This is a genomic window from Schumannella sp. GW821-FHT10F01 (assembly GCF_058809295.1).
Genome location: NZ_JBXASM010000007.1, coordinates 124,172 through 149,096, shown reverse-complemented (window position 1 = coordinate 149,096; position 24,925 = coordinate 124,172). Strand labels below are relative to the sequence as shown.

The following is a 24,925-nucleotide window of genomic DNA, read 5'->3' as shown; positions in this document are numbered from 1 at the left end:
ACCTCCTCCGTCGGTCTACTCAGCCATCGGCTCGTTCCGTCGCCCGCCCGTCACCGGCGCGGTACCCGGTGTCGGGCGCGTCTTCACCGTCCCGTCACCCGGTCTCGCGAGCCTCGGCGCGTGAGGATGGCGCCGGGTGGGCGGAATCGGTTCTCAGAGGGCGTGTCTCGGCGCGGCCTCCTGATCGGGGCGGCGGCCCTCGTCGTGGCGGGGGTGACGGCGGCGCGGGCGATCCCGACCACGATCGCCGCTGCGCGTCCGGTCGCGACGCTCGCCCGCACGCTGCTGCGCGGGTCGCCGGATGCGCGCGGCTTCCGGCGGCACACGGCCTCCGCCGGCGAGCCCTGGCTCGTGCGCACCGAGCTCGCGTCCGCGGGGGGCGATCGGACGACGCGGCGACGATCGCTCGCGGCCTTCGCCCACTTCACCGACACCCACGTGCAGGACACGCAGTCGCCGGCCCGGTTCGAGTTCCTCGACCGGGCCGATCTGTTCTCCGGGGGCGAGGCGCTGCCGGCGTCGTACCGGCCTCAGGAGCTGCTCGGCACCCAGGTCGTCGACGCCACCGTCCGCGCGGTCCGCGCGCTCGGCGCCGGCCCGGCGACCGGTGCGCCCATCGGCTTCGCGGTGAGCACCGGCGACGCGACCGACAACTGCCAGCACAACGAGCTGCGCTGGTCGATCGACCTGCTCGACGGCACCCCGATCACGCCGGACAGCGGCGAGCACGGCCGGTTCCAGGGCGTCGCGGACGACGACGCCGAGCACTACGACCCCTACTACTGGCACCCGGAGCCGCCGGCCGGCGCGGAGGTCGACGTGCCGCGGGCCCGCCACGGCTTCCCGGAGGTGCCGGGCCTGCTCGCCGCCGCGACGCGCGCGTTCACGCCCGCCGGCCTCGGCATCCCCTGGTACGCCGTGCACGGCAACCACGACGCGCTGCTCGGCGGCATCTTCCCGCTCACCGACGCCGCGCGGCGGCTTGCCGTCGGCGGCCTCAAGCCGACCGGACTGCCGGACGGCATGCCGGGGGAGGAGTTCGTCGAGCGGCTCACGGCCGGTGACGACAGCCCCCTCGACGAGCTGCCGATGCGCCCCGTCGCCGCGGACGCGGCCCGCCGGCTGGTCAGCCGCGCCGAGGTCGTCGACGAGCACTTCGCCACCTCGGGCGCCCCGGTCGGCCACGGCTTCACGGACGAGAACCGCAGCGCCGGCACGGCGTACTACGCGCACGACTGGACGACGCCCGACGGCGCCCGTGTGCGGCTGATCGCGCTCGACACGGTCGACGAGTGGGGCGGCGCCGCGGGGTCGCTCGATGCCGCGCAGTTCGCGTGGCTCCGCGACACGCTGGCCTCGGAGCGCGCCGTGCCGACGATCGTGCTGAGCCACCACACCAGCGCCTCGATGGACAACGCCGTCACCGGTCCGCGCGCCGGTGCGCGGGTGCTCGGCGGCCGGGTCGCCGCGCTGCTGCTGCAGCATCCGCAGGTGCTGCTCTGGGTCAACGGCCACACGCACCGCAACCGGCTGACGCCGCACCGCGCCGCCGACCGGCCGGGCGGCTTCTGGGAGATCACGACGGCGAGCCATCTCGACTGGCCGCAGCAGGTGCGCGCGATCGAGCTGGCCGATAACGGCGACGGCACCGTCTCCGTCTTCTGCACGATGCTCGACAGCGCCGCGCCGGCGCGCTGGGACGGCTCCCTCGACGACACCCTCGCGCTCGCCGCCCTGTCGCGCGAGCTCGCCGCGAACGACCCGCAGCTCGACGGGGTCGTCGACCGCAAGCGCGGCGACGTGCAGGACCGCAACGTGGAGCTGCTCCTGCCGGCGCCGACCGGCATCGCCCTCTGAGGGCCGCCCGCGTGCCGATCGCGGCGCACCCGCCCCGATCGCGACCCTGCGATTACACTCGGGAGGTCCGCCCGCGGCTGCGTGCCGCGGGCACGCACCAGGTCCCGATCGGGGAGGGGCACTCGATGACAGGTGGTTCAGTGGATCGTTCGGCGCTCTCGTCTCTCGACACGGACTCGCGCAAGGCCGGCGAGCGGGTCGGCCTCAAGCACGACCGCATCGTCATCCACGGCGGCAAGCCGCTGACCGGCCGCATCCGCGTGCGCGGCGCGAAGAACCTGGTGACGAAGGCGATGGTGGCCGCGCTGCTGGCCGAGTCGCGCAGCGTGCTCTCCGACGTGCCGAACATCAGCGAGATCGGCGTCGTCCGCGGCATGCTCGGCGCCTACGGCGTCGACGTGGCGAGCCCGGAGGACGGCGTGCTCGTGCTCGACCCGACGAACGTCGAGCGCGCGCAGTTCCACGAGATCGACGCGCTCGCCGGCTCCAGCCGCATCCCGATCCTGTTCTGCGGCCCGCTGCTGCACCGCCTCGGCGAGGCGCTCATCCCCGACCTCGGCGGCTGCCGCATCGGCGACCGCCCGATCGACTTCCACATGGATGCGCTGCGCGCGTTCGGCGCCGTCGTCGACAAGAGCTACGAGGGCATCCGCATCACCGCCCCGAACGGCCTCCACGGCGCGAACATCGAGCTGCCCTACCCGTCGGTCGGCGCGACCGAGCAGGTGCTGCTCACCGCGGTGCGGGCGAAGGGCGTCACCGAGCTGAAGAACGCGGCGATCGAGCCCGAGATCATGGACCTCGTCGCGATCCTCCAGAAGATGGGCGCCATCATCTGGATGGAGCCGAACCGCACCATCTTCATCGAGGGCGTCGAGCACCTCGACGGCTACACCCACACGGCGATCTCCGACCGCAACGAGGCCGCGAGCTGGGCCTCCGCCGCGCTCGCCACCCGCGGCGACATCGTCATCGAGGGCGCCCGCCAGCCCGAGCTCATGACGTTCCTCAACGTGTTCCGCAAGGCCGGCGGCCGGTTCGAGGTGCTCGCGGACGGCATCCGCTTCTGGCACCCGGGCGGCGACCTGAAGCCGGTGCAGGTCGAGACGGATGTGCACCCCGGGTTCATGACCGACTGGCAGCAGCCGCTCATCGTCGCGCTGACCCAGGCCGTCGGCGTCTCCGTCGTGCACGAGACCGTGTACGAGAACCGGTTCGGCTTCACCGACGCGCTCGTCGAGATGGGCGCCGACATCGTCGTGCACCAGGACGGGCTCGAGTCGGTCACGCGCCGCGTGCCGCGTCGTCCGCTCGAGCAGGCCGCGGTCGTCACCGGCCCGTCGGCGCTGCACGGCGCCGAGGTGCGCGTGCCCGACCTCCGCGGCGGGTTCAGCTACCTCATCGCCGCGCTCGCGGCATCCGGCACCTCCACCGTGTCGAACCTCGGCATCATCAGCCGCGGCTACGAGCACTTCGTCGACAAGCTCTCGGCGCTCGGCGCCGAGTTCGAGTTCGAGGGCTGAGCTCAGGAGATGGCTGGCGACGACGCCGGACGCGCGCCCGCGAAGCGCTCGACGGAGCACATCGCGCGCTGGCGGTTCGCACGGTCGATCGCGGTGCCGGTGGTGGAGTCGATCGCACCGCTGCGCATCCAGCATGGCGAGAAGCTGCCGACGGAGGGCGCGTTCATCCTCGCCCCGAACCACATCACCGACTTCGATCCACTGGTCATGGGCGTGACGGTGCTCAAGCTCGGCCGCATCCCGCGGTTCCTCGCGAAGGCGTCGCTGTTCAAGGTGCCGATCATGGGCAACCTGCTCCGCTGGCTCGGCCAGATCCCGGTGGAGCGCGCGTCGAAGCGCGGCCCCGACCCGCTGCGTGCGGCGAAGATGATCACCCAGAAGGGCTGGGGCGTGATCATCTACCCGGAGGGCACGCTCACCCGCGAGCCCGACCTGTGGCCGATGCGCGGCAAGTCGGGGGCGATCCGCGCCGCGCTCGACGCCGGCATCCCGATCATCCCGGCCGCGCACTGGGGTGCCGATAAGGTGATGCCGCGCTGGTCGAAGAAGATCAACGTGTTCCCGCGGCACCCGGTCGACGTGATCATCGGCGACCCGCTGGACCTGTCGCCGTGGCAGGACGCCCCGCGCACCAAGGAGACCTACGACGCGGCTACCGAGGCGCTGATGGCGGAGATCACCCGGCTGGTCGAGCACCTCCGCGGCGAGACCGCGCCGCCGGGGCGCTGGGATCCGTCCGAGCACGGTCAGACGGAGTTCGGGCGGCCATAGCCTCGCAGGCGAGGTCGTGACACGATCGTGATCGATCCTCCGGGTGGTCCCCGACGACGACCCCGCATCCGCTCATCGACGATCGCCGTGTGAACCTCCGCCCCGTCGCCGCGTGCTCCGCCGCACTGCTCGCCCTCGGGCTCGCCGGCTGCGCGGCCGCCGCGCCCGTCCCCGCTCCGGCGACCTCGAGCCCGACCCCGTCGCCAACCGTGCGGGCCGTCGATGCGCCGCAGACCTACCTCGATCTCGCGTGCGACGACCTGACGACGCCGGCTGCGCTGCGGTCGGCGACCGGTGCGGACCTCACCGCGTTCGACGACTTCTCCGACCCGGCGATCGGGTGGCTCTGGGGCGACCCGGGCGCCGAGATGCAGCAGATCGGCGGACTCGACTGCTTCTGGACACAGGCAGGGGCGCCGTCGCTCGTGACCTTCGACTCGTCGAAGCCGGAGCTCCGGGTCCGGGTGGCGGAGGGTCCCGATTCGGCGGCGAAGCAGGCGCGATGGGATGACGTCTACGCGGACGACTATCTCCCGGGCACCGGCATCTACTGCAGTCCGATCGACGACTCGGGGCCCGACTACTGCTCGTACTCCGCGCTGGTCGGCGATCGCGCCTGGATCCTCGCCGAGGTGTGGCTGCTGCCGTCAGACCGCAGCAGCACCGAGGCGGTGAGCAGGCAGGCGATGCCGCTGTTCGACGGACTGCGATCGGCCGTCGAGCAGGCAGCACGGCGCAGCGGATGGGCGGCCTGGTCGTCGCCGGCCGTCGACGCGACGTGCCGGAACTATTCGGCGGGGGTCGACCTTGACGCCATCCTGCAGCCGACCGCCGGAGACGCGGTCATGTGGAGCAACCTCGACGGCCCGCAGGTCGATCCGCGACTGGCCGTCGACGGCAGCTCGTTCGGCGCCGGCTGCTCGCTCGAGGTCGGCTCTGAGGTCTCGGTCGGCGGCATCCGGGTTGTCGGCGGCGGTGCCTGGATGCTGCCGCGTCTGGTCGGCGGCCGTGATGCCGAGGCGGTCGACGTGCCCGGAGCGCCGAGCGGGTCGACCGCGGTCCTGCGTCGTTCCGCGACCGGCTCCGCGGAGGTCGCGATGGCCGCCCGCGGCGACCTGCTTGTGGTCTCGCTGTGGCACCCGGATGCCGCCCAGGCCTCCGGGGGCGGCTTCTCAGCCGACGTCCGGGATGCGGTCGTCGAGCTCGCCGGCCAGTTCGCGGCGCGCCTCTGACGCCGGAGGCGGTCACTCCACGGGCTGTGCGGATGCCGGCGGCGTCGGCAGCGCCTCCCGGGAGAGCAGCGTCGCGCCGACCACCGCCGACGGCATGATCACGACCGCGCCGCCGGGCACGAGGAAGCAGAGCTGCACGGCGATGCCGAACCCGAGCTGCTCAGCGCCGCGACCGCGCAGCAGTGCACGCCGGGCCTCACCGCGGATTCCGCGCGCCTCGAGCGGACGCGAGATCAGCTCCGCCGCCAGCAGGCGCCCCGAAAGCACGACGCCGACGACCACGCCGAGCACCGAGCCGACGACCGGCACGAACCCGAGCAGCGCGGTGAGCACGGCCACGCCGATGCCGCCGAGCACGAGCAGGAGCGCGTCGCCGACGGCGTTCCAGAATCCGAGGCCGCCGTCCGGCACCGGTCCGCCGGCCCGCTCCTCCGCGGCCCGCTGGATGCGCTCGTAGAACGGATCGCCGACCGCGAGGGTCAGTCCGGTGAACGCCGCGACCGCGATCCACAGCGCCCCGAGCACGAGGCCGAGCCCGACGACGGCCCGCGCGAGGTCCTGCCACGGCGCGCCCCAGCCGTCCGCGAACGGCGTGAGCGCCACGGCAAGCGCCGGCGCGGCGGCCGCGAGGGCGATGAGCGCGGCGACGAGCGCCGCGGAGACGATGAGCGCCGGCAGCAGCCCGAGCAGCATGGCGCCCGGACGCGTGCGCCACAGCCCGAAGCCGCGGAACGGCAGCGACGCCCCGTGCAGCATCCGTCGGACCGCGCCGGGTCGCCGCACCCGGCTCTGCGCTCCCGTCACCCGGCAAGGCTATGCCGCACAATGAGGGAGATGCCTCCCACCGCTCCGTCCCGCCGCGTCGCCGTCCTCGGTGCCGGCTCGTGGGGCACGACGTTCGCCAAGGTCCTCGCCGACGGCGGCGCGCAGGTCAGCCTGTGGGCGCGCCGCCCCGAGCTCGCCCGCGAGATCAGCCAGGCGCACCGCAACAGCGACTACCTCCGCGGCATCGACCTGCCGCGCTCCCTGTGGGCGAGCGCGAGCCTGCCGGAGGTGCTCGAGGGGGCCGAGCAGGTCTACCTGTCGGTGCCGAGCCAGACGCTCCGCGAGAACCTGCGCATCGTGCGCGACCTCGTCCCCTCGGATGCGATCCTCGTCTCGCTCATGAAGGGCGTCGAGCGCGGCAGCCGCATCCGGATGAGCGAGGTCGTCGCCGACGAGCTCGGCTGCGGTCCGGAGCGGATCGCGGTCGTGTCGGGCCCCAACCTCGCGCTCGAGATCGCGAAGGAGCAGCCGACGGCCGCGGTCGTCGCCGCGAGCACGGTGGCGACCGCGTCCGCCGTGGCCCGGGTCGCGAGCAACGACTACTTCCGCACCTTCGTCACGACCGACGTCATCGGCACCGAGTACGGCGGCGTGCTGAAGAACCTCATCGCGGTGGCGATCGGCGTCGTCGACGGCGTCGGCTACGGCGAGAACACGAAGGCCTCGATCATCACGCGGGGCCTGGTCGAGATGACCGACTTCGCCGTCGCCTACGGCGCGCATCCGGACACGCTGGTCGGCCTGGCCGGTCTCGGCGACCTCATCGCCACCTGCGGATCGCCGCTCTCGCGCAACAACACCGCCGGGCGCCTGCTCGGGCAGGGGCTGCCGTACGCGGACGTCGTGGCCCAGATGAAGCAGACCGCCGAGGGGCTCGCGTCGATCGCCCCGGTGCTCGAGCTCGCCGCGGAGCGCGGCGTGGAGATGCCGATCGTCAGCCAGGTCGCCGAGGTGCTCGCCGGTACGCTGGATCCGCGCGACATCGCTCCGCACCTGACCGTCGACACGGGGGCACCGCAGGGCGAGTAGTCCGCCGTCGCAGACGCCCATCCGGGCCGAGAGAGACGGGCCGAGAGAGACACCGAGGAGCCGCATGATCCGAGTCGCCCTGCTGTTCGGCGGACGATCGAGCGAGCACGCGATCAGCTGCGCCACCGCCGGCGGCGTGCTCGGCGCGATCGACCGCGAGCGCTTCGAGGTGGTGCCGGTCGGCATCACGTCCGAGGGCGCCTGGACGCTGCAGCCGGATGACGCGTCCGCGCTCGCGCTCTCGCCGGAGCTGCCGAGCGTCACCGACAACGGCTCGCGGGTCTCGCTGCCGGAGTCGACGGCGACGCGCGAGTGGCGGGTGACGCATCCGGACGGGCGGATCGAGTCGCTCGGCGAGATCGACGTCGCCTTCCCGCTGCTGCACGGTCCGTTCGGCGAGGACGGCACGGTGCAGGGCGCGCTCGAGCTCGTCGGCGTGCCCTACGTCGGCAACGGCGTGCTGGCCAGCGCGCTCGGCATGGACAAGCACTACACGAAGACCGTGCTGCGGGCCGCGGGCGTCGAGGTGGCGCCCTGGGTGACCGTGACGCCCCGCTCCTGGAGCGAGCAGCGCGAGGTCTGGGAGCGCCGCATCCGCTCGCTCGGACGCCCGGCGTTCGTGAAGCCCGCCCGCGCCGGCTCGAGCGTCGGCGTGAGCAAGGTCTCCGACTGGTCGGAGCTGGATGCCGCGCTCGCCGCCGCCTTCGAGCACGACAGCCGGGTGCTGGTCGAGGCGGCGATCGAGGGCCGCGAGCTCGAGTGCGCCGTGCTGTCCGGCCGTGACGGCGAAGGCCCCCGCGTCTCGGTGGCGGGCGAGATCCGCATCACCGGGCGCGAGTTCTACGACTTCGAGGCGAAGTACCTCGACGCGCCCGGTATCGAGCTGGTCTGCCCGGCCGATCTGACCCGCCGCCAGCAGACCGAGATGCAGCGCATCGCGGCACGGTCGTTCGAGGCGATCGGCGGCGAGGGCCTCGCCCGCGTCGACTTCTTCTTCACCGGCACGTCGTTCGTCGTGAACGAGATCAACACGATGCCCGGGTTCACGCCGATCTCGATGTTCCCGGCGTGCTGGATCGCCTCCGGGCTCAGCTACGCCGACCTCATCGCCGAGCTCATCGAGCTCGGCCGGCTCGCCGTCCGCTGATCAGTTCAGCGTGTCCTCGACGGACTCGCACTTCAGCCCGTTCGACTTCGTCTCGCGCACCGCGTCGGTGAGGTCGTAGAGCACGTTGCCCGGCGACGCGTCCTTCCCCTGCTGGATCGCGACGTCGACGGCCGGCTCGCGGCCGTAGGTCGTGAACACGTAGAGCGGCTTCGCGGAGTCGTCACGCAGCCAGAACACGCCGTTCACCTCGACGCACGGCAGAGCGGACACCCGCGGAACGGCGACGCCGCAGGTCAGCAGCACCTTCTCCGGGTCGCCCCATGCGCCGGTCGCCTGGGCGTCGGTCTCGCGCTCGGCGAGGCCGCCCGCGGTCGGCGGGAGGTGCACGGTCACCTGCGCGCAGAGCGGATCGTTCGACCCGCCGGCGGCCTTCGCCGCGACGACCGGCGTGCATCCCGCCAGCAGCAGGGCGACGGGGAGGAGCGCAACGGCGCAGACGGCGGCGGGGCGGCGGGACATCCTCGCCAGGCTACCCTCGGAGCATGTCGGAGGATGCCGTGAGCGACGCCGCCGACACCCTCTCGGAGCTCGGCGAGGGCGCCGTCCTGGCGCGCATCCTGCCCCGCCTGCCGCGCGGCTCGGCGACCGCGATCGGGCCGGGGGACGACGCCGCCGTGATCGGCGCCGCGGACGGCCGGATCGTCGCCACGACCGACACGATGGTGCACGGCCCGGACTTCCGCCTCGCCTGGTCGACGCCGTTCGATCTCGGCTGGAAGGCCGCCGCCACGAACCTCGCCGACGTCGCCGCGATGGGCGCGACGCCGACCGCCCTCCTGGTCGCTCTCGCGGCGCCCGGCTCGACGCCGGTCGCCGACCTCGAGGCGCTCGCCGACGGGCTGCGCGAGGCCTGCGCCGCGCTCGCGCCCGGCTGCGGCGTCGTCGGCGGCGACCTGACGGTGTCCGACACGTTCACGATCGCCGTCACCGCGCTCGGCGACCTCGGCGGCCGCCCCCCGGTGCTCCGCTCCGGTGCGCGGCCGGGCGACCTCGTCGCCGTCGCGGGCCCGCTCGGACTCGCGGCCCGGGGCCTCGCCCTGCTGTTCGCGCGCGCGGTCGATGCCGACGGCGCCCCGGATGCCGCGGCGGCCGTCGCCGTCCGCTCCGCCGAGCCCGAGCTCGTCGGCGCGCAGCTCGCACCCCGCCCCCCGATCGCCGTGGGCGTGTCGGCGGCACAGGCGGGCGCGACCGCGATGCTCGACCTCAGCGACGGCCTGCTGCTCGACGCGCGCCGGGTGTCCGCCGCGTCCGGCGTGCGGATCGACCTCGACCCGCTCGACGACGCGGCGGCCCTGGCCGGCGGCGAGGACCACAGCCTGCTCGCCTGCTTCCCGCCCGACGCCGTGCTGCCGACGGGGTTCCGGGTGATCGGGCGGGTGCTCGACGGCGCCGGCGTGACCGTGGCGGGGGAGCCCGTCGAGGGCCGCGGCGGCTGGGATCCCTACGCGGACTGGTCGGGCGCCGCGGGCTGAGCCGCGCCGGCCGTGCGCGGCCGCGCCGCGGCATCCGGATCGGCGACCGCCCAGTAGACGGCCGTCTCGCCGTAGTCCTTCCGGCGTTCGAACGCGATGCCGTCAGGCCATTCCGGCTCGGGATCGCGCGCGGAGCGCTCGACCACGACCACGGCCTCCGGCGACAGCCGCGCCACGAGCGCCTCGAGGTTGTGCCGCAGCTCCACGGCGCCGAGCTCGTACGGCGGGTCGAGGAACACCAGGTCCCAGGTCGCGCCGGCGCCGCCGAGGAACGACTGCACCGGCTGGCCGAGCACGCTGATCTCGAGCGCGGTGCCGCGCGGGGCGGACCGCCGCACCAGCGCTGCGTTGTCGCGGCCGATCCGGGTGGCGCCGTTGGCCCGGTCGACCAGGGTGACGCTGACCGCGCCGCGCGAGGCGGCCTCCAGCCCGAGCGCGCCCGTGCCGGCGTACAGATCGAGCACGCGGGCGCCCTCGACGGCGTCGCGCGCGACCAGCGCGCTGAACACCGCCTCCCGCACCCGATCGCTCGTCGGGCGGGTGCCGGCGGTCGGGACCCGGAGCTGCAGGGACCCGGCCCAGCCGCCGATGATGCGCGTCACGCGTCCATTCTCCCGGTCGTTCGCCGGCCGGGCATACGATGCGCTCCGTGACGGACCTCAAGACGCTCCCCGCCAGCGTGCTCAAGGACGTCGTGTACGAGCACGGCGAGAAGCTTGCGACCCCCGACAGCTTCGCGGAGACGTTCCGCCTGCTGGCGGAGCATCCGGACGCCCTGGCGTGGATCGGCATGCTGAAGCCGGCGGAGGCGGACCTCCGCGCGCTCGCCGAGGAGTTCGATCTGCATCCGCTCGCCATCGAGGACGCGGTGACCGCGCACCAGCGGGCGAAGATCGAGAGCTACGACGACACCCGCTTCATGGTGCTGCGCGCCGCCTACTACGACGATGCCCGCGAGCGGATCGACTTCGGCGAGCTGCACGTGTTCAGCGGCGCCAACTTCGTGATCACGGTGCGGCACGGCGAGTCGCCGAAGCTGACGCCGGTGCGCGAGCGGATGGAGTCGATGCCGGAGGCGTTCTCCGAGGGGGCGGAGGCGGTCGTCTACGCGATCGTCGACGCCGTGGTCGACGGCTACTTCCCGGTCGTGAAGGGCCTCGCCGAGGACATCGACCAGATCGAGACCCAGGTGTTCGACGGCGACCCCGAGGTGTCGCGCCGCATCTACCAGCTCAACCGCGAGGTGATCGAGTTCGAGCGAGCGGTGACGCCGCTGCTGGGCATCGTGGACGCGCTCAGCGCCGGCTGGGTCGACGGCTCGGCGTCGGAGAAGCTCGAGGAGTACCTCCGCGACGTAGCCGACCACGTCGTGCAGGTGAAGGAGCGCCTCGACGAGTTCCGCGACCTGCTGCGCGACATCCTCGTCGTGAACACGAACCTCGTCGGCCAGCGCCAGACGGAGGAGGCGGCCCAGCTCAGCGCGGCGGCCAACCGGCAGGCGGAGGAGGCGCGGCGCATCTCCGGCTGGGCTGCGATCCTGTTCGTGCCGAGCATCATCGGCTCGATCTACGGCATGAACTTCAAGCACATGCCGGAGCTGTCCTGGACGTTCGGCTACCCGTTCGCCCTCGCCCTCATGCTCGGCTCGGGGGTGGTGCTGTGGTTCGTGTTCAAGCGGCGCGGCTGGCTCTAGCGCTGTGCACCCCGCCGGTCCGAGTCCCGCGCCGCCGGTAGCCTTCCGGATGTGACCGACCCGCTCGACGCGAAGCTCTCGGGCGCGCTCGGGGCGCGCACCGCGGGGGCGATGGACCGCGCGCTCGGGCTGAAGACGGTCGGCGACCTGCTCGCGCACTACCCGCGCCGGTACGCCCGCCGCGGGGAGCTGACCGCGCTCGCGACGCTCGCGATCGGCGAGGACGTGACGATCGTCGCCGAGGTGCGCAAGGTCAACGAGCGCTCCATGCGCCAGCGCCGCGGCAGCATCCTCGAGGTGGAGATCGGCGACGGCACCGGCATCCTCACGCTGACGTTCTTCAACCAGTCCTGGCGCTCGCAGCAGCTGCGTCCGGGCGTGCGCGGCATCTTCGCCGGCAAGGTGGGCGACTACCGCGGGCAGCGGCAGCTTGCGCACCCCGACTACGAGCTGTTCGACGCCGACGATCCGCGCGCGCAGACCAGCGCCGACGACCCCGCCGCGAAGCGCTGGGCCGAGCAGCCGATCCCGATCTACCCCGCCACCTCGACGGTCGCGAGCTGGCAGATCGCCAAGGCGATCGGCGTGATCCTCGACACGCTGCCGGCGATCGACGACCCGGTGCCGGAGTCCGTGCGCACCGAGCGCGGGCTGGTCTCGTGGCACCGCGCGCTCGGCCTCATCCACCGCCCCGAGACGCTCGCCGACGCGGGCCGCGCGCGCGACTCGCTCCGGTTCCAGGAGGCGTTCGTGCTGCAGGCGGCGCTGCTGCGACAGCGGGCCGAGCGGCGTGCGGAGCCCGCGACGCCCCGCGTCCCGGGCGCGATCCTCGAGGGCTTCGACGCCGCCCTGCCGTTCGAGCTGACCGCCGACCAGGCGCTCGTGGGGGAGGAGATCGCCCGCGACCTCGCGGACGGCGTGCCCATGAACCGGCTCGTGCAGGGCGAGGTCGGCTCGGGCAAGACCCTGGTCGCGCTGCGGGCGATGCTCGCGGTCGCGCAGTCGGGCGGCCAGTCCGCGCTGCTCGCGCCCACCGAGGTGCTGGCCGCCCAGCACCTCCGCTCGATCACCCGCACCCTCGGACCGGACCTCGCGGCGCGGCTGCGCCCGACCCTCGTCACGGGACAGCTCAGCGCGGCCGAGCGGCGGCGCGCGCTGCTCGCGGCGGCCTCGGGCGGCGCCGCGATCGTCGTCGGCACCCACGCGCTGCTCGGCGACACGGTGCAGTTCGCCGATCTCGGGCTCGTCGTCGTCGACGAGCAGCACCGCTTCGGCGTCGACCAGCGCGAGGCGCTGCGGCTGAAGGGGCGCACGCCGCACGTGCTCGTGCTCACGGCCACGCCCATCCCGCGCACCGTCGCGATGACCGTGTTCGGCGACCTCGACACGTCCGTCATCGCGCAGCTGCCGGCCGGCCGCTCGCCGATCGCCTCCTTCGCGGTCGCGCTGAGCGACCACCCGGGGTGGCAGAGCCGCATCTGGGAGCGGATGTCGGAGGAGCTCGCGCAGGGGCGCCAGGCCTTCGTCGTCTGCCCCGCCATCGACCAGAAGACGGTGGAGGACGACGACCTCCCGCCGGACGTCGAGCTCGCCGAGGGCGCGCCGCCGACCGCCGCGGTGCTGACGGTCGTCGAGGAGGTGCGCCGGAATCCGCTGCTCGCCGGGCGCCGCATCGAGCCGCTGCACGGGCGGATGTCGAGCGAGGAGAAGGACTCGGTCATGCGCGCGTTCGCGGCCGGCGACATCGACGTGATCGTCGCGACGACGGTGATCGAGGTCGGCGTCGACGTGCCGAACGCCTCGACCATGGTGGTGCTCGACGCGGACCGCTTCGGCGTCTCCCAGCTGCACCAGCTGCGCGGCCGCGTCGGCCGGGGCAGCGTGCCCGGCCTGTGCCTGTTTGTGACCTACGCGGAGGCGGAGTCCGTCGCCCGCGAGCGCGTCGAGGCGGTCGCGGCGACGACCGACGGGTTCGAGCTCGCGAACGTCGACCTGGAGCTGCGCCGCGAGGGCGACGTGCTCGGCCGCGCGCAGTCCGGCGGACGCTCCTCGCTCCGACTGCTCCGGGTCGCGAAGGACGGCGACCTCATCGCGGAGGCGCGCGAGGCCGCGGCGGCGGTGCTCGACGAGGACCCGGCCCTGGCGGCGCATCCGGCGCTCGGCGGCGCGCTCGCACGTCGGCTCGACGAGGCCGAGGCCGCCTTCCTGGCGAAGGGCTGAACCCTCGACGCAAGTGCGGCGGGCTCAGACCGGGGCGATCCGGTGGTTCTGCAGGTGCTCGTAGACGACGGAGGTGCGCACGTCGGCCACCTCCGCGCGCTCCGTGAGCCGGTCGATCACGAAGGCGTAGAGGGCCTCGTTGTCGGGCACCGCGACGTGCACGAGGAAGTCCTCGCTACCCGAGGTGACGAACAGCCCGAGCACGTCGGGCAGCGTGCCCGCCCAGTCGCGGAACGCCTCGATGTTCTCGCGCGACGGGGGTCGGATGCGCACGGCGATGAGCGCCTGCACCGGCCGTCCGATCTCGCCGAGCGCCACTTCCAGCCGGGCCGCGCGGATGACGCCGCGACGGCGCAGGGAGCGCGTGCGATCCAGCGCGGTCGTCGGCGAGACGCCGACGCGCGCGGCCACGTCGCGGTTCGTCATCCGTGCATCCGACTGCAGCGCGGCCAGGATCGCCGTATCAAGTGCGTCGAGATCGGCCATCGAGTATGCTCCTCCGTACGGATGACGGGCCGTCGGATGAGGACCCGCCGATCCGCCTAGCATCGCACCTCGTGAGCGCACAGAGCACCAGCCCCACCCGCGTCGGCTTCGAGCCCGACGAGATCGACCTCACGTTGTCGACTCGGGACGCGCGGCTGAAGTGGGTCGTCGTCGTGGACGCGGACGTCGCTCCCGGACGTGCCGTCAACGCGGCGATCTGCGCGGCCGCCGCGACGGTCGTCGGCGTCGATGGGCTGCTCGGACCCGCGGCGACCGACGCGGACGGGGTGCTGCACGCGGGACTGCCGTGGGTCGGCTGCACCGTGCTCGCGGCGCCGGCGGCGAAGCTCGCGGCGATCCGGCGGAAGGCGCTCGGCTCGGAGGGCGTGCACCTCGCGGACATGCCCGCCGCAGCGCAGGAGACCCGCGTCTACGCCGACTGGATCTCGACGATGGCCGGCACGCCCGAATCCGATCTCCGCACGCTCGCGATCAGCATGGTCGGCCCGCGCAACCGGATCGACCGCCTCGTCGGCGGCCTCCCGCTGCTCGGCTGAATCGGCGGCGCGGACACGTCTGCGGGAATTCCGACCGCACGAGGGACCATTCCCCTCGACGGGCCGGATTCTCCGCAGACGTGTCCGCGGATGCGTCCGCCCTCCGCTGATCCGCCTGGCGGCGCATCCCGTCGGCCCGAACCCGCCGAGACCTCGATAGGCTCGCACGGTGAGCCGGATCGCCGTCGTCCCCGGGTCGTTCGACCCCGTCACCCTCGGGCACCTCGATGTCATCGAGCGCGCGGCCCGCATCTTCGACGAGCTGCACGTGCTCGTCGTGCACAACCCTGGCAAGACCGCGCTGCTGCCGATCGCGCAGCGCGTCTCGCTCATCCAGGACTCGATCGCCGACGCCGGCATCAAGGGCGAGATCCTCGTGACGAGCTGGAGCGTCGGGCTGCTGGTCGACTACTGCACGGATGTCGGCGCGAGCGTACTCGTGAAGGGCATCCGCTCGCAGGTCGACGTGGCCTACGAGACGCCGATGGCGATCGTGAACCGCAATCTCGCGGGCGTCGAGACCGTCTTCATGCTCCCCGACCCGGCGCACGCGCACGTGTCGAGCTCGCTCGTGCGGCAGGTGGCGTCGCTCGGCGGCGCCGTGGCGCCGTACGTGCCGAAGCCGGTCGCCGACTACCTCGAGGCGCCGCGCTGATGCGGGTCGCCATCGCGGGCGGGCACGGCAAGATCGCGCTGCTGCTGGAGCGGATCCTCGCCGAGGGCGGGCACGAGAGCGTCGCGCTGATCCGCAACCCGGACCACGCGGACGACGTGCGCGCCGCCGGCGCGGAGCCGGTCGTCGTCGACCTCGAGCGCACCGACGCCGCGACGCTCGCCGGGCACCTGCAGGGCGTCGACGCGGTGGTCTTCGCCGCCGGCGCCGGGCCGGGCAGCACGGCCGACCGCAAGCTCACCGTCGACCGCGACGCCGCCATCCTGCTCGCCGACGCGGCGCGCGCGGCCGGCATCCGCCGCTACGTGCTCGTCTCCGCGATCGGCGCCGACACGTTCGACCCCGACTCCGACGACGTGTTCCAGATCTACCTCCGCGCGAAGTCGGAGGCCGACGCCGCGATCCGCGCGCGCGACGACCTCGACTGGACGGTCGTGCGCCCGGGCGGGCTCACCGACGAGGCGGGCTCCGGCCTCGTCGCCGTGGGGGAGACCCTGACCCGCGGGTCGGTGCCGCGCGCCGACGTGGCCGCGGTGATCGCGGTGCTGCTGGAGAGCGGCAGCGCGGTACGCGAGCAGTTCGAGCTGACGAGCGGCCCGGAGCCGATCGCGCAGGTGCTCTGAGTGCGGCGTCCCGGCTCGGTCGTCGCCGCCTTCGTGTTCTGGGTGGCCGGCCCGCTGCTCAACCTGGTGAGCGCGATCGTCATCGTCAGCACGGCGCGCGTCGTCGGCGACGTGGTGATGGTGGCGCTCATCCTCGCGATCGTGCTCGCGCTGATCCAGCTCGCGTTCGCGTACCTGATGTTCCGCGGCAGGAACTGGGCGCGCATCGTGCTGACCGTGTTCACGGCCGTGCAGCTGCTCGTCGCGATCGCGAACGCGGCCACCACCGGCGGCGTGAACTGGGCGGGACTGGCGCTGCTCACCACCGGTACGGTGCTGATGTACACCCCGACCGCGGCGGAGTTCTTCAGGAGGCGCTGATGCGCATCGAGCTGACCAGCGTGCACGTCACCGACCAGGCTGCGGCGCTCGACGTCTACACCCGCGTGCTCGGGTTCGCGGTGGCGGACGACATCCCGATCGGCGAGGACCGCTGGCTGACCGTGGTCGCCCCGGACCAGCCGGACGGGCCGAAGCTGCTGCTCGAGCCCAGCGGGCATCCCGCGGCCGCCGCCTACATGGCGGCGCTGCACGCGGACGGCATCCCCGCCGTCTCGTTCGCCGTCGACGACCTGGCCGCCGAGCACGAGCGGATCGCCGCGCTCGGGCTGACCTTCGCGCAGCCGCCGATGGACGTCGGCCCGGTGCTCATCGCGGTGCTCGACGACACGGTCGGCAACCTCGTGCAGCTCGTGCAGGACAAGGGCGACGCCGCGGAGCCGCCGGCGCTCTGAGGTCCGCGGCCCGCCACGAGCCGGGGTGCCTGCTCAGCCCGCGGAAGCCCCGTCGACCCGGCGGCGGTGCCGCTCGGTGAGCTCCGTCATGCGCCCGAGCAGCGCGGCCATCGCGTCGAGCTGCGCCGCGGGGAGGTCGTCGAACAGCGCGGTACCCTCGGCGACGAGCGGGCCGTAGGCGTCCCAGGTGCGGGCGCGGCCCTCCTCCGTCAGCTCGACGAGCACCCGGCGGCGGTCGGCCGCGTCGGGGAACCGGCGCACCAGCCCCTTCCGCTCCAGGCGGTCGACGAGCGCGGTGGTGGCGGCGGGACGGAGGCCGGCGGCGACCGCGAGCTCGCCCGCCGTGTGCGGCCCCTCCGTCAGCCAGTCGAGGCAGCGGAGGTCGGCCGGCCCGAGGCCCAGCGCACGGCCGACGGCGTCGTCGAAGGACTGCGTGGCGCGCTGGTAGCGCTGCATCGCGAGGCCGACGCCCGCGATGGCGGCTTGACGATCCGGCGCCATCGTGTCATCCTTTCGAAAATCGAAAGATTCGAGATCTGTAAGGAAGGGTAGCGCGATGCGGGCGATCGTGGTCGGAGGAGGCATCGCCGGTCCGGCGACGGCACTGGCACTGGGGGCGGTCGGCATCGACGCCGTCGTGCTCGAGGCGGACGGGCCGGATCGGGCCGCGCGCGGCTCGTGGTTCACGATCGCGCCGAACGGCGTCGCCGCGCTGCAGGAGCTCGGGGCGCTCGAGTCCGTGCGCCCGCTCGGCGTGCCGACGCGGACGAACATCATGGTCGGCGCCACCGGCCGGGAGCTCGGGCGGCTGTCGCTCGGGCGTCCGCTCGACGACGGCACCGCCGCGCTGTCGTTCCGGCGGCCGCAGCTCGCCGCCGCCCTCGCCGCCGAGGCCCGCCGCCGCGGCATCGAGGTGCGCGAGGAGGCGCGCGTCGCCTCCGTCTCGACGGGGCCCGATCGGGCGGAGGTCGTGCTGGCGGACGGGGAGCGGCTCTCCGCCGACCTCGTCGTGGGCGCGGACGGGATCTCGTCGACGGTGCGCCGTGCTATCGACCCGGCCGCGCCGACCGCGCGCTACCTGGGTCTCGCGAACTTCGGCGGCGTCACCGAGGGCGCGGCGTCGGGTGCCGGGCTGCCGGCCGAGTCATGGTGGTTCGTGTTCGGCCGGCACGCGTTCTTCGGCGCCCTGCCGACGCCGGCGGGCGACGTGGTCTGGTTCGTGAACCAGCCGCGGCCCGCCGTCGGCCGCGAGGAGCGCGCCGGCACGAGCGGGCCCGAGTGGCTCGCCCGCCTCGCCGAGCTCGCCGCGCCCGACGCCGGCCCGTTCGCCGAGCTGATCGCGGGCGGCCGCCTGGAGCTCGCCGGCGACAGCACGCACGACCTCCGGACCGTGCCGCACTGGCACCGCGGGCGGCTCGTGCTCGTCGGCGACGCCATCCACGCGCCGTCGCCGAGCTCCGGGCAGGGCGCGTCGATGGCGCTCGAGGACGCGATCGCGCTGGCCCGCTCGCTGCGTGGCGCGGCGGATGGTGCGGCCCTGACGCGCGGCTTCGCGGCGTACGAGGCGGCGCGGCGCGCCCGGGTCGAGCGGATCGTGCGCGACGGCGCGCGCTCGAGCAGCACGAAGACGGCCGGGCCCGTCGGGCGGATCCTCCAGGACGCGATGCTGAGCTTCGTGTTCCGCCGCGTCGTGACGGACGCCTCGCGGGAGTGGGTCTCGGGCTACCGGGAGCGGCTCGGCGCCTGAGCTTTCGCTCACCCGCCAGCGCTCCCGGGCCGCGCGGTGGAAGGATCGGGGCATGACGCTGACCCTCGGATACAAGGCCTCCGCCGAGCAGTTCGACCCCCGCGAGCTCGTCGAGATCGCGGTCGCGGCCGAGTCGCACGGCATGGAGAGCGTCGCCGTGAGCGACCACTTCCAGCCGTGGCGGCACGAGGGCGGCCATGCGCCGTTCTCGCTGACCTGGATGGCGGCGGTCGGCGAGCGCACCGAGCGCATCCGCATCGGCACGAGCGTGATGACGCCGACGTTCCGCTACAACCCGGCGGTCGTCGCCCAGGCGTTCGCGTCGATGGGCGTGATGTACCCGGGCCGCATCTTCCTCGGCGTCGGCACCGGCGAGGCGCTGAACGAGATCGCGACCGGCTGGCAGGGGGCCGGCGAGCAGAGCTGGCCCGACTTCAAGGAGCGCTTCGCTCGCCTCCGCGAGTCCGTCCGGCTCATGCGAGCGCTGTGGACCGAGGAGCGGGTCGACTTCGAGGGCGAGTACTACTCGCTGCACGGCGCGTCCATCTACGACCGGCCCGAGCAGCCGATCCCGGTCTATATCGCCGCGGGCGGTCCGACGGTCGCGCGCTACGCCGGCCGCGCCGGCGACGGCTTCATCTGCACCTCCGGCAAGGGCATGGGGCTCTACGTCGACGAGCTGCTGCCCGCGGTCGCCGAGGGCGCCGAGAAGGCCGAGCGCGATGCGAGCGCCATCGACCGGATGATCGAGATCAAGCTCTCCTACGACACGGATGCCGACACCGCCCTCGAGAACACCCGGTTCTGGGCGCCGCTCGCGCTCACCGCCGAGCAGAAGAGCGGCATCCACGACCCGATGGAGATGGAGAAGGCCGCCGATGCGCTGCCGATCGAGCAGGTCGCGAAGCGCTGGATCGTCGGGGCCGATCCGGATGCCGTCGTCGCGGAGATCGCGCCGTACGTCGAGGCGGGGCTGAACCACCTCGTGTTCCACGCGCCGGGCGCCGACCAGCGCCGGTTCCTCGAGCTGTTCGAGCGGGACCTGGCGCCGCGCCTCCGCGCGCTGTAGCCCTTCGGATCCCTGAGTCGCCTCCGGATCGCTGAGCCGCCCACCGGATCCCTGAGCCGCCCACCGGATCGCTGAGCTCGTCGAAGGGGCTACGACGGGCCCAGCCATCCGGTGGACGGGCTCAGCCGTCCGGCAGGAACAGTAGACCGACCCGTCTGTCCCCACGGTGCGGGCGACCCGGACGGGGACTCGTTCTACCCCCGCGGTGCCTGGTTGTCTGAACCCAGGTCGGCACCGGCGTCCCACGCCTCCCGAGACCGCCGGCCTGGGGGAATGCATCCATGTCCGCAGCAGAGCGGGCGCGCTGATGTCGGCCACGACCGCAGCGCCCAACACCACCGCGTCCGGAGCGATCGCGCCCGGCGCCTGGAGCCGCGTCGCCGCGGCCCTGCACTCGCTCGTCGCGCTCCCCGAGCGCACGGCGCTCATCTGGATCGACGTCGCCGGCCACGCGCCGATCGTCATCGACCCGCGCCACCGCGCCTACTGGTGGGCGACCTCGCTGTCCGACTTCCCGGCCGCCCCGGCCGACGCCGCCGTCTACACGGAGCCGATCGCGGCGAGCGCACCGCCGCCGTACCCGCTGCCCGGCCGCGACCTCGACGCGCTGCTCTGGGCGATCGGCAGCAGCGCCTTCGAGGGCGGCACCGCCTGGTGGCTCGACTCCGCCGACCGCTTCCGCCTCACCCGCTGGCCGAACCTCACCGAGCTCGCCCACTCCGTCGACGAGCTGCGGATGACCGCGCTGCTCGGCAACGCCTACCTCGGGGCCGATGAGCTCGCCTCGGTCGCGAAGACCGACCGCGACGACGCCCGCCGCCTGCTCAACGCCTACAGCCTCATCGGGATCCTCCGCAGCGCACCCCGCGCGCAGACCGCGGCGCCGGCGCTCGCCGACGCCGGCGGCCGCAGCATCCTGACCCGGCTCCGCGACCGGCTGGGGCTGTAGTCGTGGCCGAGCACGTCATCCTCTTCGGCGGGCCCATGGGGGCCGGCAAGACGACCGCGATCTCCTCGCTCAGCGAGATCGACGTCGTCTCGACGGAGGCCTCGAACACCGAGCGCGACGTCGTCGACAAGCCGACCACCACGGTCGCGCTCGACTACGGCGAGATCACGCTCGACGCCGAGGAGAAGGTGCGCCTGTACGGCATCCCGGGTCAGCGCCGCTTCGACTTCATGTGGACGATCCTCAAGGAGCGCGCCCGCGGCATGATCCTGCTCGTCAACAACGACGCGCCGGACCCGGTCGCGATGGCCGTCGAGTTCCTCGAGGAGTTCGGCGACCTGTACGACCGCGGCGGCATCGTCGTGGGCGTCTCGCGCTCGGACATCCAGTCGACCCCGACGCTCGACGACTACTCGGCCGCGCTCGAGGCCGCGCACCCCGACAAGACCGTGCCGGTGTTCACGGTCGACCCGCGGCAGCGCGAGCAGATGCGCACGCTGCTCATGAGCCTCATCGTCAACATCGAGGTGCGGGCGGGACTCGTCGGCCTCGACGCCACCCCGCTCGGATCGGAGGCCTGATGCGCTCCCACCTGGACCCCTCGGTCATCGACGCCGGCCGCGAGGCGCTCGCCTGGATGCCGGAGCTCGCCCGCTCGCTCGTCTACGCCGCCCTCCTCACCGACGACGGCTTCGAGATCGCGCACCACCCGACCTCCCGCGGCGCCGACAGCCGATTCGCCAGCATGGCCAGCTCCGCGCAGGCCCTCGGCGAGGCCGTCGTGCGCGAGCTGCACATCGGCGACAGCCGCTACGTCGTGATGGCGGCCGAGCACGGCCACGTCGTGCAGCGCCGGGTCGCCGGCACCAACATCGTCCTCGCCGCGCTCTTCGACGCGGACGAGACCCTCGGAACCGCCCTGTCAGTCACCCGGCTGGCAGCGGATCGGATGTCGTCGCTTCTGACGTCCCAGCCGGTCGTCTGACCGGACACGAATCACCCAACCCGAAAGCAGGATCATGTCCAACATCACCGAGTCGCTCGACGCGCTGCTGCACGTCGACGGCGCCACCTCCGCTGCTCTCGTCGACTCCGGCAGCGGCATGCTGCTGGGCGGCGTCGGCGCCGGCCTCGACCTCGACATCGCGGCCGCGGGCAACACCGAGGTCGTGCGCGCCAAGCTCAAGACCATCAAGTCGCTCGGCCTGTCCGACACCATCGACGACATCCTGATCACCCTCACGGGCCAGTACCACGTCATCCGCCCGCTCGCCTCGAACCCGTCGGTGTTCCTCTACCTCGTGCTCGACAAGAGCCGCTCGAACCTGGCGCTCGCGCGCCTCAAGGTCAAGGAGATCGACGGCCAGCTGGCCCTCTGATCGCCGCGCTCGCCGGGCGTCCGCTCCTCCGCCCAGGGAGGACGGGCGCCCGTCGTGCTGTCCGGTTCGGTTCCCCGGCTCGTATGTAGACGCTGTTCACATTCGCACGTAGGGTGAGCGCATGACCGACTTCGTCACGTCCTCCCGCGGCGACCGGATCGCCCTCGACCGCTTCGGACCGGAGGGCGCGCCGGCCGTCGTCTTCATCGCGGGCGCCGGCCCGTCGCGCGCCGACGACCCCATCACCGGCCGGACCGCCGAGCTGCTCGGCGGCCGCGGCGTCCGCGCGGTCGTGTTCGACCGCCTCGGGCGCAACGAGAGCGGCGCCGACGGCGTGCTCGACCTCGACCGCGAGCTCGATGCGATCACCGCGGTGCTCGCGGACGCGGCGCCCGGCCGTGCCGTGCTCGTCGGGCACTCCTCCGGCTGTGCGATCGCGCTCGCGGCGGCTGCCCGCGGGCTCCCCGTCGCCGGGCTTGCGCTGTGGGAGGCGCCGATCCGGCCGGTCGGCTCCGGCGGCGGTGCCTGGGCGGCGGAGTTCGAGCGGCTGCTCGGAACCGGCGACCTCGAGGCCGCGCGCGTGCACTATATGTCGGACATGCCGCCGGAGTGGCTCGAGGGCGCCCGCCGCTCGCCCGCCTGGCCGGCGATCGTCGCCGGCACCCCGAGCCTGCTCGCGGACGCGCAGTCGCTCGGCTGGGCTGACGCGACGCCGCACGCCGAGCTGTTCGCCGGCATCCGCGTGCCCGTCGCGATCGTCGTCGGCTCGAGCACGTTCCCGATCCTGGAGGCGTCGGCGGCGGAGCTCGCCGCGACCATCCCGGGCGCGACGAGCGTCGTCGTCGCGGGCGCCCATCACGCCTGGGAGCCGGACGCGATGGCGGAGTTCCTCGCCGGGTTCGTCGCGGAGGCCGCCGTCGCGCGCTGACCCGGCCGGGCGGGCCAGAATGGGGGCATGACCTCCGTCCGGCTCGGCTACGCCGCCATGCTGGAGCAGTTCCATCCGCGCGAGGTGCTCGAGCTGGCCGCGCTCGCCGAGCAGCACGGCTTCAGCGGCGTGATGGCCTCCGACCACTTCCAACCCTGGACGCCGACGCAGGGGCAGGCCGGCTTCGTGTGGAACGTGCTCAGCGCGCTCGGGCAGTCGACGACCGGCGACCTGGTGACCGGCGTCACCGCGCCGACGTTCCGCTGGCATCCGGCGACCGTCGCGCAGGCCTCCGCCACCCTCGCGGCGATGTACCCGGGCCGGCACTGGCTCGGCGTCGGCAGCGGCGAGGCCATCAACGAGCACGTCGTCGGCGCGTACTGGCCCGAGGCGCCGGAGCGGATCGACCGGATGTTCGAGGCGGTCGACGTCATCCGTCGCCTGTTCGCCTCCGGGCTCTCGGGCCGAGACGTGAAGCACGACGGCCGGTGGTTCAAGCTCGAGTCGACGCGGCTGTGGACGATGCCCGCCGAGGCGCCGCCGATCCTCGTCGCGACCGCGGGGCCGGTCACGGCGAAGCGCGCCGGCCGCACGGTCGACGGGCTCATCACGGAGGCGGCGGCACCCGACCGCCTCGCGCTGCTGCTCTCGCGCTTCGACGACGGCGCGCGCGAGGTGGGCCGCGACCCGCGCACGATGCCGCGGGTGCTGCGCGTGCACCTGTCGTGGGCGCCCACCCGCGAGGAGGCCGTCGCGAACGCCGTGCGGGAGTGGCCCAACGCCGGCCTCCGCTTCGCGAAGAGCGACATCCGCTCGCCGCACGAACTCGAGCAGATGGCCCGCAGCGTCCGCGCCGAGGACTTCGACGGCACGCTGCTCATCTCCGAGGACCCGGACGAGCACCGCGCGCGCATCCAGTCGTACGCCGAGCTCGGCTTCGACCGGATCTTCCTCCACAACGTCGGCCGCAACCAGCGCGAGTTCCTCGAGGTGTTCGGCCGCGACGTGCTGCCGAGGATCTCCGGATGAGCGACGTGCAGGGCGACCCGCCCGAGGCGCTCTCGGTGCTGCCGGTGGCCGGCCTCCCGGAGATCGTGCCCGGCGACGACCTGGCGGCGCTGCTCGTCCATGCCGTCGGCGGCATGGTCCGCGACGGCGACATCCTGGCGATCACCTCGAAGATCGTCTCGAAGGCGGAGGGCCGGCTCGTCGCCGCGGTCGATCGGGAGGCGGCCATCGACGGCGAGACCGTCCGCATCGTGGCCAGCCGGACGAATCCCGCCACCGGCCACACCACCCGGATCGTCGAGAACCCGCTCGGACTCGTCATGGCCGCGGCCGGCGTCGACGCCTCGAACGTGCCGGACGGGCACGTGCTGCTCCTGCCCGAGGACCCCGACCGGTCCGCCCGCACGATCGCCGAGGCGGTCCGCGCCGCGACGGGCGCCGAGGTCGGGGTCGTGATCTCCGACACCTTCGGGCGCCCGTGGCGCGACGGCCAGGTCGACCTCGCGATCGGCGCCGCCGGCATCCGGATCCTCGACGACCTGCGCGGGGGAGTGGACGCGAACGGCCGCCCGCTGCTCGTGACGGTCGCCGCGGTCGCCGATGAGATCGCCTCCGCCGCCGACCTGGTCAAGGGCAAGACGAGCGGGGTGCCGGTGGCCGTGGTGCGCGGGCTCGCCCGGCTCGTCGGCCCGCTCGACCTGCCCGGCGCCCGGCGTCTCGTGCGGCTCGGACCCGCCGACATGTTCCGCCTCGGGTCCGACGAGGCGTGGCGCGAGGGCTACGAGGCCGGGCTCGCCGCCGGGCGCACTGCCGCGACCGCCGACTGACCCGGCTGCTGACGTTCTGCAGGAGCATCCCGTTCCGCAGGACTCCCGGACCCGGATCGTGTGATCCGGACCCGGAAGTCCTGCAGAACGGATGCCCAGAACGGGATGCCAAGGCG

At 73.6% G+C, this 24,925-nt stretch carries 28 protein-coding genes; 23 read left to right on the top strand and 5 right to left on the bottom strand.

What is annotated here, in order from left to right:
- Positions 1 to 162 precede the first annotated feature (162 nt).
- The 4 genes from AC1RSJ_RS10125 (at position 163) to AC1RSJ_RS10110 (ending at position 5,383) form a co-directional block, all read left to right on the top strand.
- Positions 163 to 1,857, top strand: coding sequence for a TIGR03767 family metallophosphoesterase (locus AC1RSJ_RS10125; RefSeq protein ID WP_493118248.1), 1,695 nt, complete (start codon positions 163 to 165; stop codon positions 1,855 to 1,857).
- 125 nt (positions 1,858 to 1,982) lie between these two features.
- Positions 1,983 to 3,380, top strand: coding sequence for a UDP-N-acetylglucosamine 1-carboxyvinyltransferase (murA, locus tag AC1RSJ_RS10120; protein ID WP_493118247.1), 1,398 nt, complete (start codon positions 1,983 to 1,985; stop codon positions 3,378 to 3,380).
- A 9-nt stretch (positions 3,381 to 3,389) separates the two neighbouring features.
- Positions 3,390 to 4,151: a lysophospholipid acyltransferase family protein gene (locus tag AC1RSJ_RS10115; RefSeq protein ID WP_493118246.1), complete on the top strand. Its 762-nt coding sequence runs from the start codon at positions 3,390 to 3,392 to the stop codon at positions 4,149 to 4,151.
- 89 nt (positions 4,152 to 4,240) lie between these two features.
- Entirely contained in the window at positions 4,241 to 5,383 is a 1,143-nt protein-coding gene (locus tag AC1RSJ_RS10110; RefSeq protein WP_493118245.1) for a hypothetical protein, read from the top strand.
- Between the two features lie 12 nt (positions 5,384 to 5,395).
- Here AC1RSJ_RS10110 and AC1RSJ_RS10105 read toward each other — a convergent pair whose 3' ends face one another.
- Complete coding sequence (locus tag AC1RSJ_RS10105; protein ID WP_493118244.1) at positions 5,396 to 6,187, bottom strand: EI24 domain-containing protein; 792 nt, start codon at positions 6,185 to 6,187, stop codon at positions 5,396 to 5,398.
- Positions 6,188 to 6,217: 30 nt separating this feature from the next.
- On the opposite strand from AC1RSJ_RS10105, the gene AC1RSJ_RS10100 reads away from it, so the two are divergent.
- Positions 6,218 to 7,237 (top strand): NAD(P)H-dependent glycerol-3-phosphate dehydrogenase, encoded by a 1,020-nt coding sequence (locus tag AC1RSJ_RS10100; RefSeq protein WP_493118243.1) that lies wholly within the window; start codon positions 6,218 to 6,220, stop codon positions 7,235 to 7,237.
- A 64-nt stretch (positions 7,238 to 7,301) separates the two neighbouring features.
- Entirely contained in the window at positions 7,302 to 8,384 is a 1,083-nt protein-coding gene (locus tag AC1RSJ_RS10095) for a D-alanine--D-alanine ligase family protein (RefSeq protein WP_493118242.1), read from the top strand.
- Here AC1RSJ_RS10095 and AC1RSJ_RS10090 read toward each other — a convergent pair whose 3' ends face one another.
- A complete protein-coding gene (locus AC1RSJ_RS10090) occupies positions 8,385 to 8,864 on the bottom strand; it encodes a DUF3515 family protein (RefSeq protein WP_493118241.1) in 480 nt (159 codons plus the stop codon).
- Between the two features lie 23 nt (positions 8,865 to 8,887).
- Between AC1RSJ_RS10090 and thiL the strand changes: the two genes are divergently transcribed.
- On the top strand, positions 8,888 to 9,877 hold the full coding sequence (gene thiL / locus AC1RSJ_RS10085; RefSeq protein ID WP_493118240.1) for a thiamine-phosphate kinase: 990 nt from the start codon (positions 8,888 to 8,890) through the stop codon (positions 9,875 to 9,877).
- On the opposite strand, the gene AC1RSJ_RS10080 is transcribed toward thiL, so the two are convergent.
- Positions 9,847 to 10,479, bottom strand: a complete 633-nt coding sequence (locus AC1RSJ_RS10080; protein ID WP_493118239.1) for an RsmD family RNA methyltransferase — start codon at positions 10,477 to 10,479, stop codon at positions 9,847 to 9,849. The genes thiL and AC1RSJ_RS10080 overlap by 31 nt on opposite strands.
- Positions 10,480 to 10,526: 47 nt before the next feature.
- On the opposite strand from AC1RSJ_RS10080, the gene AC1RSJ_RS10075 reads away from it, so the two are divergent.
- Together AC1RSJ_RS10075 and AC1RSJ_RS10070 are read left to right on the top strand one after the other, a co-directional pair.
- Positions 10,527 to 11,570 (top strand): magnesium and cobalt transport protein CorA, encoded by a 1,044-nt coding sequence (locus tag AC1RSJ_RS10075; RefSeq protein ID WP_493118238.1) that lies wholly within the window; start codon positions 10,527 to 10,529, stop codon positions 11,568 to 11,570.
- 111 nt (positions 11,571 to 11,681) lie between these two features.
- Positions 11,682 to 13,790, top strand: coding sequence for an ATP-dependent DNA helicase RecG (locus AC1RSJ_RS10070; RefSeq protein WP_493118289.1), 2,109 nt, complete (start codon positions 11,682 to 11,684; stop codon positions 13,788 to 13,790).
- Between the two features lie 24 nt (positions 13,791 to 13,814).
- On the opposite strand, the gene AC1RSJ_RS10065 is transcribed toward AC1RSJ_RS10070, so the two are convergent.
- A complete protein-coding gene (locus AC1RSJ_RS10065) occupies positions 13,815 to 14,276 on the bottom strand; it encodes an Lrp/AsnC family transcriptional regulator (protein ID WP_493118237.1) in 462 nt (153 codons plus the stop codon).
- A 71-nt stretch (positions 14,277 to 14,347) separates the two neighbouring features.
- Between AC1RSJ_RS10065 and AC1RSJ_RS10060 the strand changes: the two genes are divergently transcribed.
- From AC1RSJ_RS10060 to AC1RSJ_RS10040, 5 genes are all read left to right on the top strand, one after another.
- Positions 14,348 to 14,833 (top strand): DUF2000 domain-containing protein, encoded by a 486-nt coding sequence (locus AC1RSJ_RS10060; protein WP_493118236.1) that lies wholly within the window; start codon positions 14,348 to 14,350, stop codon positions 14,831 to 14,833.
- A gap of 169 nt (positions 14,834 to 15,002) precedes the next feature.
- Positions 15,003 to 15,488 (top strand): pantetheine-phosphate adenylyltransferase, encoded by a 486-nt coding sequence (gene coaD / locus AC1RSJ_RS10055; RefSeq protein WP_493118235.1) that lies wholly within the window; start codon positions 15,003 to 15,005, stop codon positions 15,486 to 15,488.
- Complete coding sequence (locus tag AC1RSJ_RS10050; protein WP_493118234.1) at positions 15,488 to 16,129, top strand: SDR family oxidoreductase; 642 nt, start codon at positions 15,488 to 15,490, stop codon at positions 16,127 to 16,129. The genes coaD and AC1RSJ_RS10050 overlap by 1 nt, the downstream gene beginning before the upstream one ends.
- Positions 16,130 to 16,489, top strand: a complete 360-nt coding sequence (locus AC1RSJ_RS10045) for a hypothetical protein (RefSeq protein WP_493118233.1) — start codon at positions 16,130 to 16,132, stop codon at positions 16,487 to 16,489.
- Positions 16,489 to 16,902, top strand: coding sequence for a VOC family protein (locus tag AC1RSJ_RS10040; RefSeq protein WP_493118232.1), 414 nt, complete (start codon positions 16,489 to 16,491; stop codon positions 16,900 to 16,902). Before AC1RSJ_RS10045 ends, AC1RSJ_RS10040 begins: the two co-directional genes overlap by 1 nt.
- Positions 16,903 to 16,935: 33 nt before the next feature.
- Here the strand turns inward: AC1RSJ_RS10040 and AC1RSJ_RS10035 are convergent, their stop codons facing one another.
- The gene (locus tag AC1RSJ_RS10035) at positions 16,936 to 17,403 is read right to left on the bottom strand and encodes a MarR family winged helix-turn-helix transcriptional regulator (protein ID WP_493118231.1); all 468 of its coding nucleotides are present in this window, start codon (positions 17,401 to 17,403) and stop codon (positions 16,936 to 16,938) included.
- 55 nt (positions 17,404 to 17,458) lie between these two features.
- Between AC1RSJ_RS10035 and AC1RSJ_RS10030 the strand changes: the two genes are divergently transcribed.
- The 9 genes from AC1RSJ_RS10030 to AC1RSJ_RS09990 all read left to right on the top strand — a co-directional run bounded on the left by AC1RSJ_RS10030 (position 17,459) and on the right by AC1RSJ_RS09990 (position 24,809).
- Entirely contained in the window at positions 17,459 to 18,649 is a 1,191-nt protein-coding gene (locus tag AC1RSJ_RS10030; protein ID WP_493118230.1) for an FAD-dependent oxidoreductase, read from the top strand.
- Between the two features lie 52 nt (positions 18,650 to 18,701).
- Positions 18,702 to 19,718 carry a glucose-6-phosphate dehydrogenase (coenzyme-F420) gene (gene fgd / locus AC1RSJ_RS10025; protein ID WP_493118229.1) on the top strand — a complete coding sequence of 339 codons (1,017 nt, stop codon included), beginning with the start codon at positions 18,702 to 18,704 and terminating at the stop codon, positions 19,716 to 19,718.
- Between the two features lie 307 nt (positions 19,719 to 20,025).
- Positions 20,026 to 20,667 carry a hypothetical protein gene (locus AC1RSJ_RS10020; RefSeq protein WP_493118228.1) on the top strand — a complete coding sequence of 214 codons (642 nt, stop codon included), beginning with the start codon at positions 20,026 to 20,028 and terminating at the stop codon, positions 20,665 to 20,667.
- Positions 20,668 to 20,669: 2 nt separating this feature from the next.
- Entirely contained in the window at positions 20,670 to 21,248 is a 579-nt protein-coding gene (locus AC1RSJ_RS10015) for a GTP-binding protein (RefSeq protein ID WP_493118227.1), read from the top strand.
- The gene (locus AC1RSJ_RS10010) at positions 21,248 to 21,652 is read left to right on the top strand and encodes a roadblock/LC7 domain-containing protein (RefSeq protein ID WP_493118226.1); all 405 of its coding nucleotides are present in this window, start codon (positions 21,248 to 21,250) and stop codon (positions 21,650 to 21,652) included. Before AC1RSJ_RS10015 ends, AC1RSJ_RS10010 begins: the two co-directional genes overlap by 1 nt.
- A gap of 34 nt (positions 21,653 to 21,686) precedes the next feature.
- Complete coding sequence (locus AC1RSJ_RS10005; RefSeq protein ID WP_493118225.1) at positions 21,687 to 22,046, top strand: hypothetical protein; 360 nt, start codon at positions 21,687 to 21,689, stop codon at positions 22,044 to 22,046.
- A gap of 121 nt (positions 22,047 to 22,167) precedes the next feature.
- On the top strand, positions 22,168 to 22,974 hold the full coding sequence (locus AC1RSJ_RS10000) for an alpha/beta fold hydrolase (protein WP_493118224.1): 807 nt from the start codon (positions 22,168 to 22,170) through the stop codon (positions 22,972 to 22,974).
- 27 nt (positions 22,975 to 23,001) lie between these two features.
- The gene (locus AC1RSJ_RS09995) at positions 23,002 to 24,003 is read left to right on the top strand and encodes a TIGR03557 family F420-dependent LLM class oxidoreductase (protein WP_493118223.1); all 1,002 of its coding nucleotides are present in this window, start codon (positions 23,002 to 23,004) and stop codon (positions 24,001 to 24,003) included.
- Positions 24,000 to 24,809: a coenzyme F420-0:L-glutamate ligase gene (locus AC1RSJ_RS09990; protein ID WP_493118222.1), complete on the top strand. Its 810-nt coding sequence runs from the start codon at positions 24,000 to 24,002 to the stop codon at positions 24,807 to 24,809. Before AC1RSJ_RS09995 ends, AC1RSJ_RS09990 begins: the two co-directional genes overlap by 4 nt.
- Positions 24,810 to 24,925 lie beyond the last annotated feature (116 nt).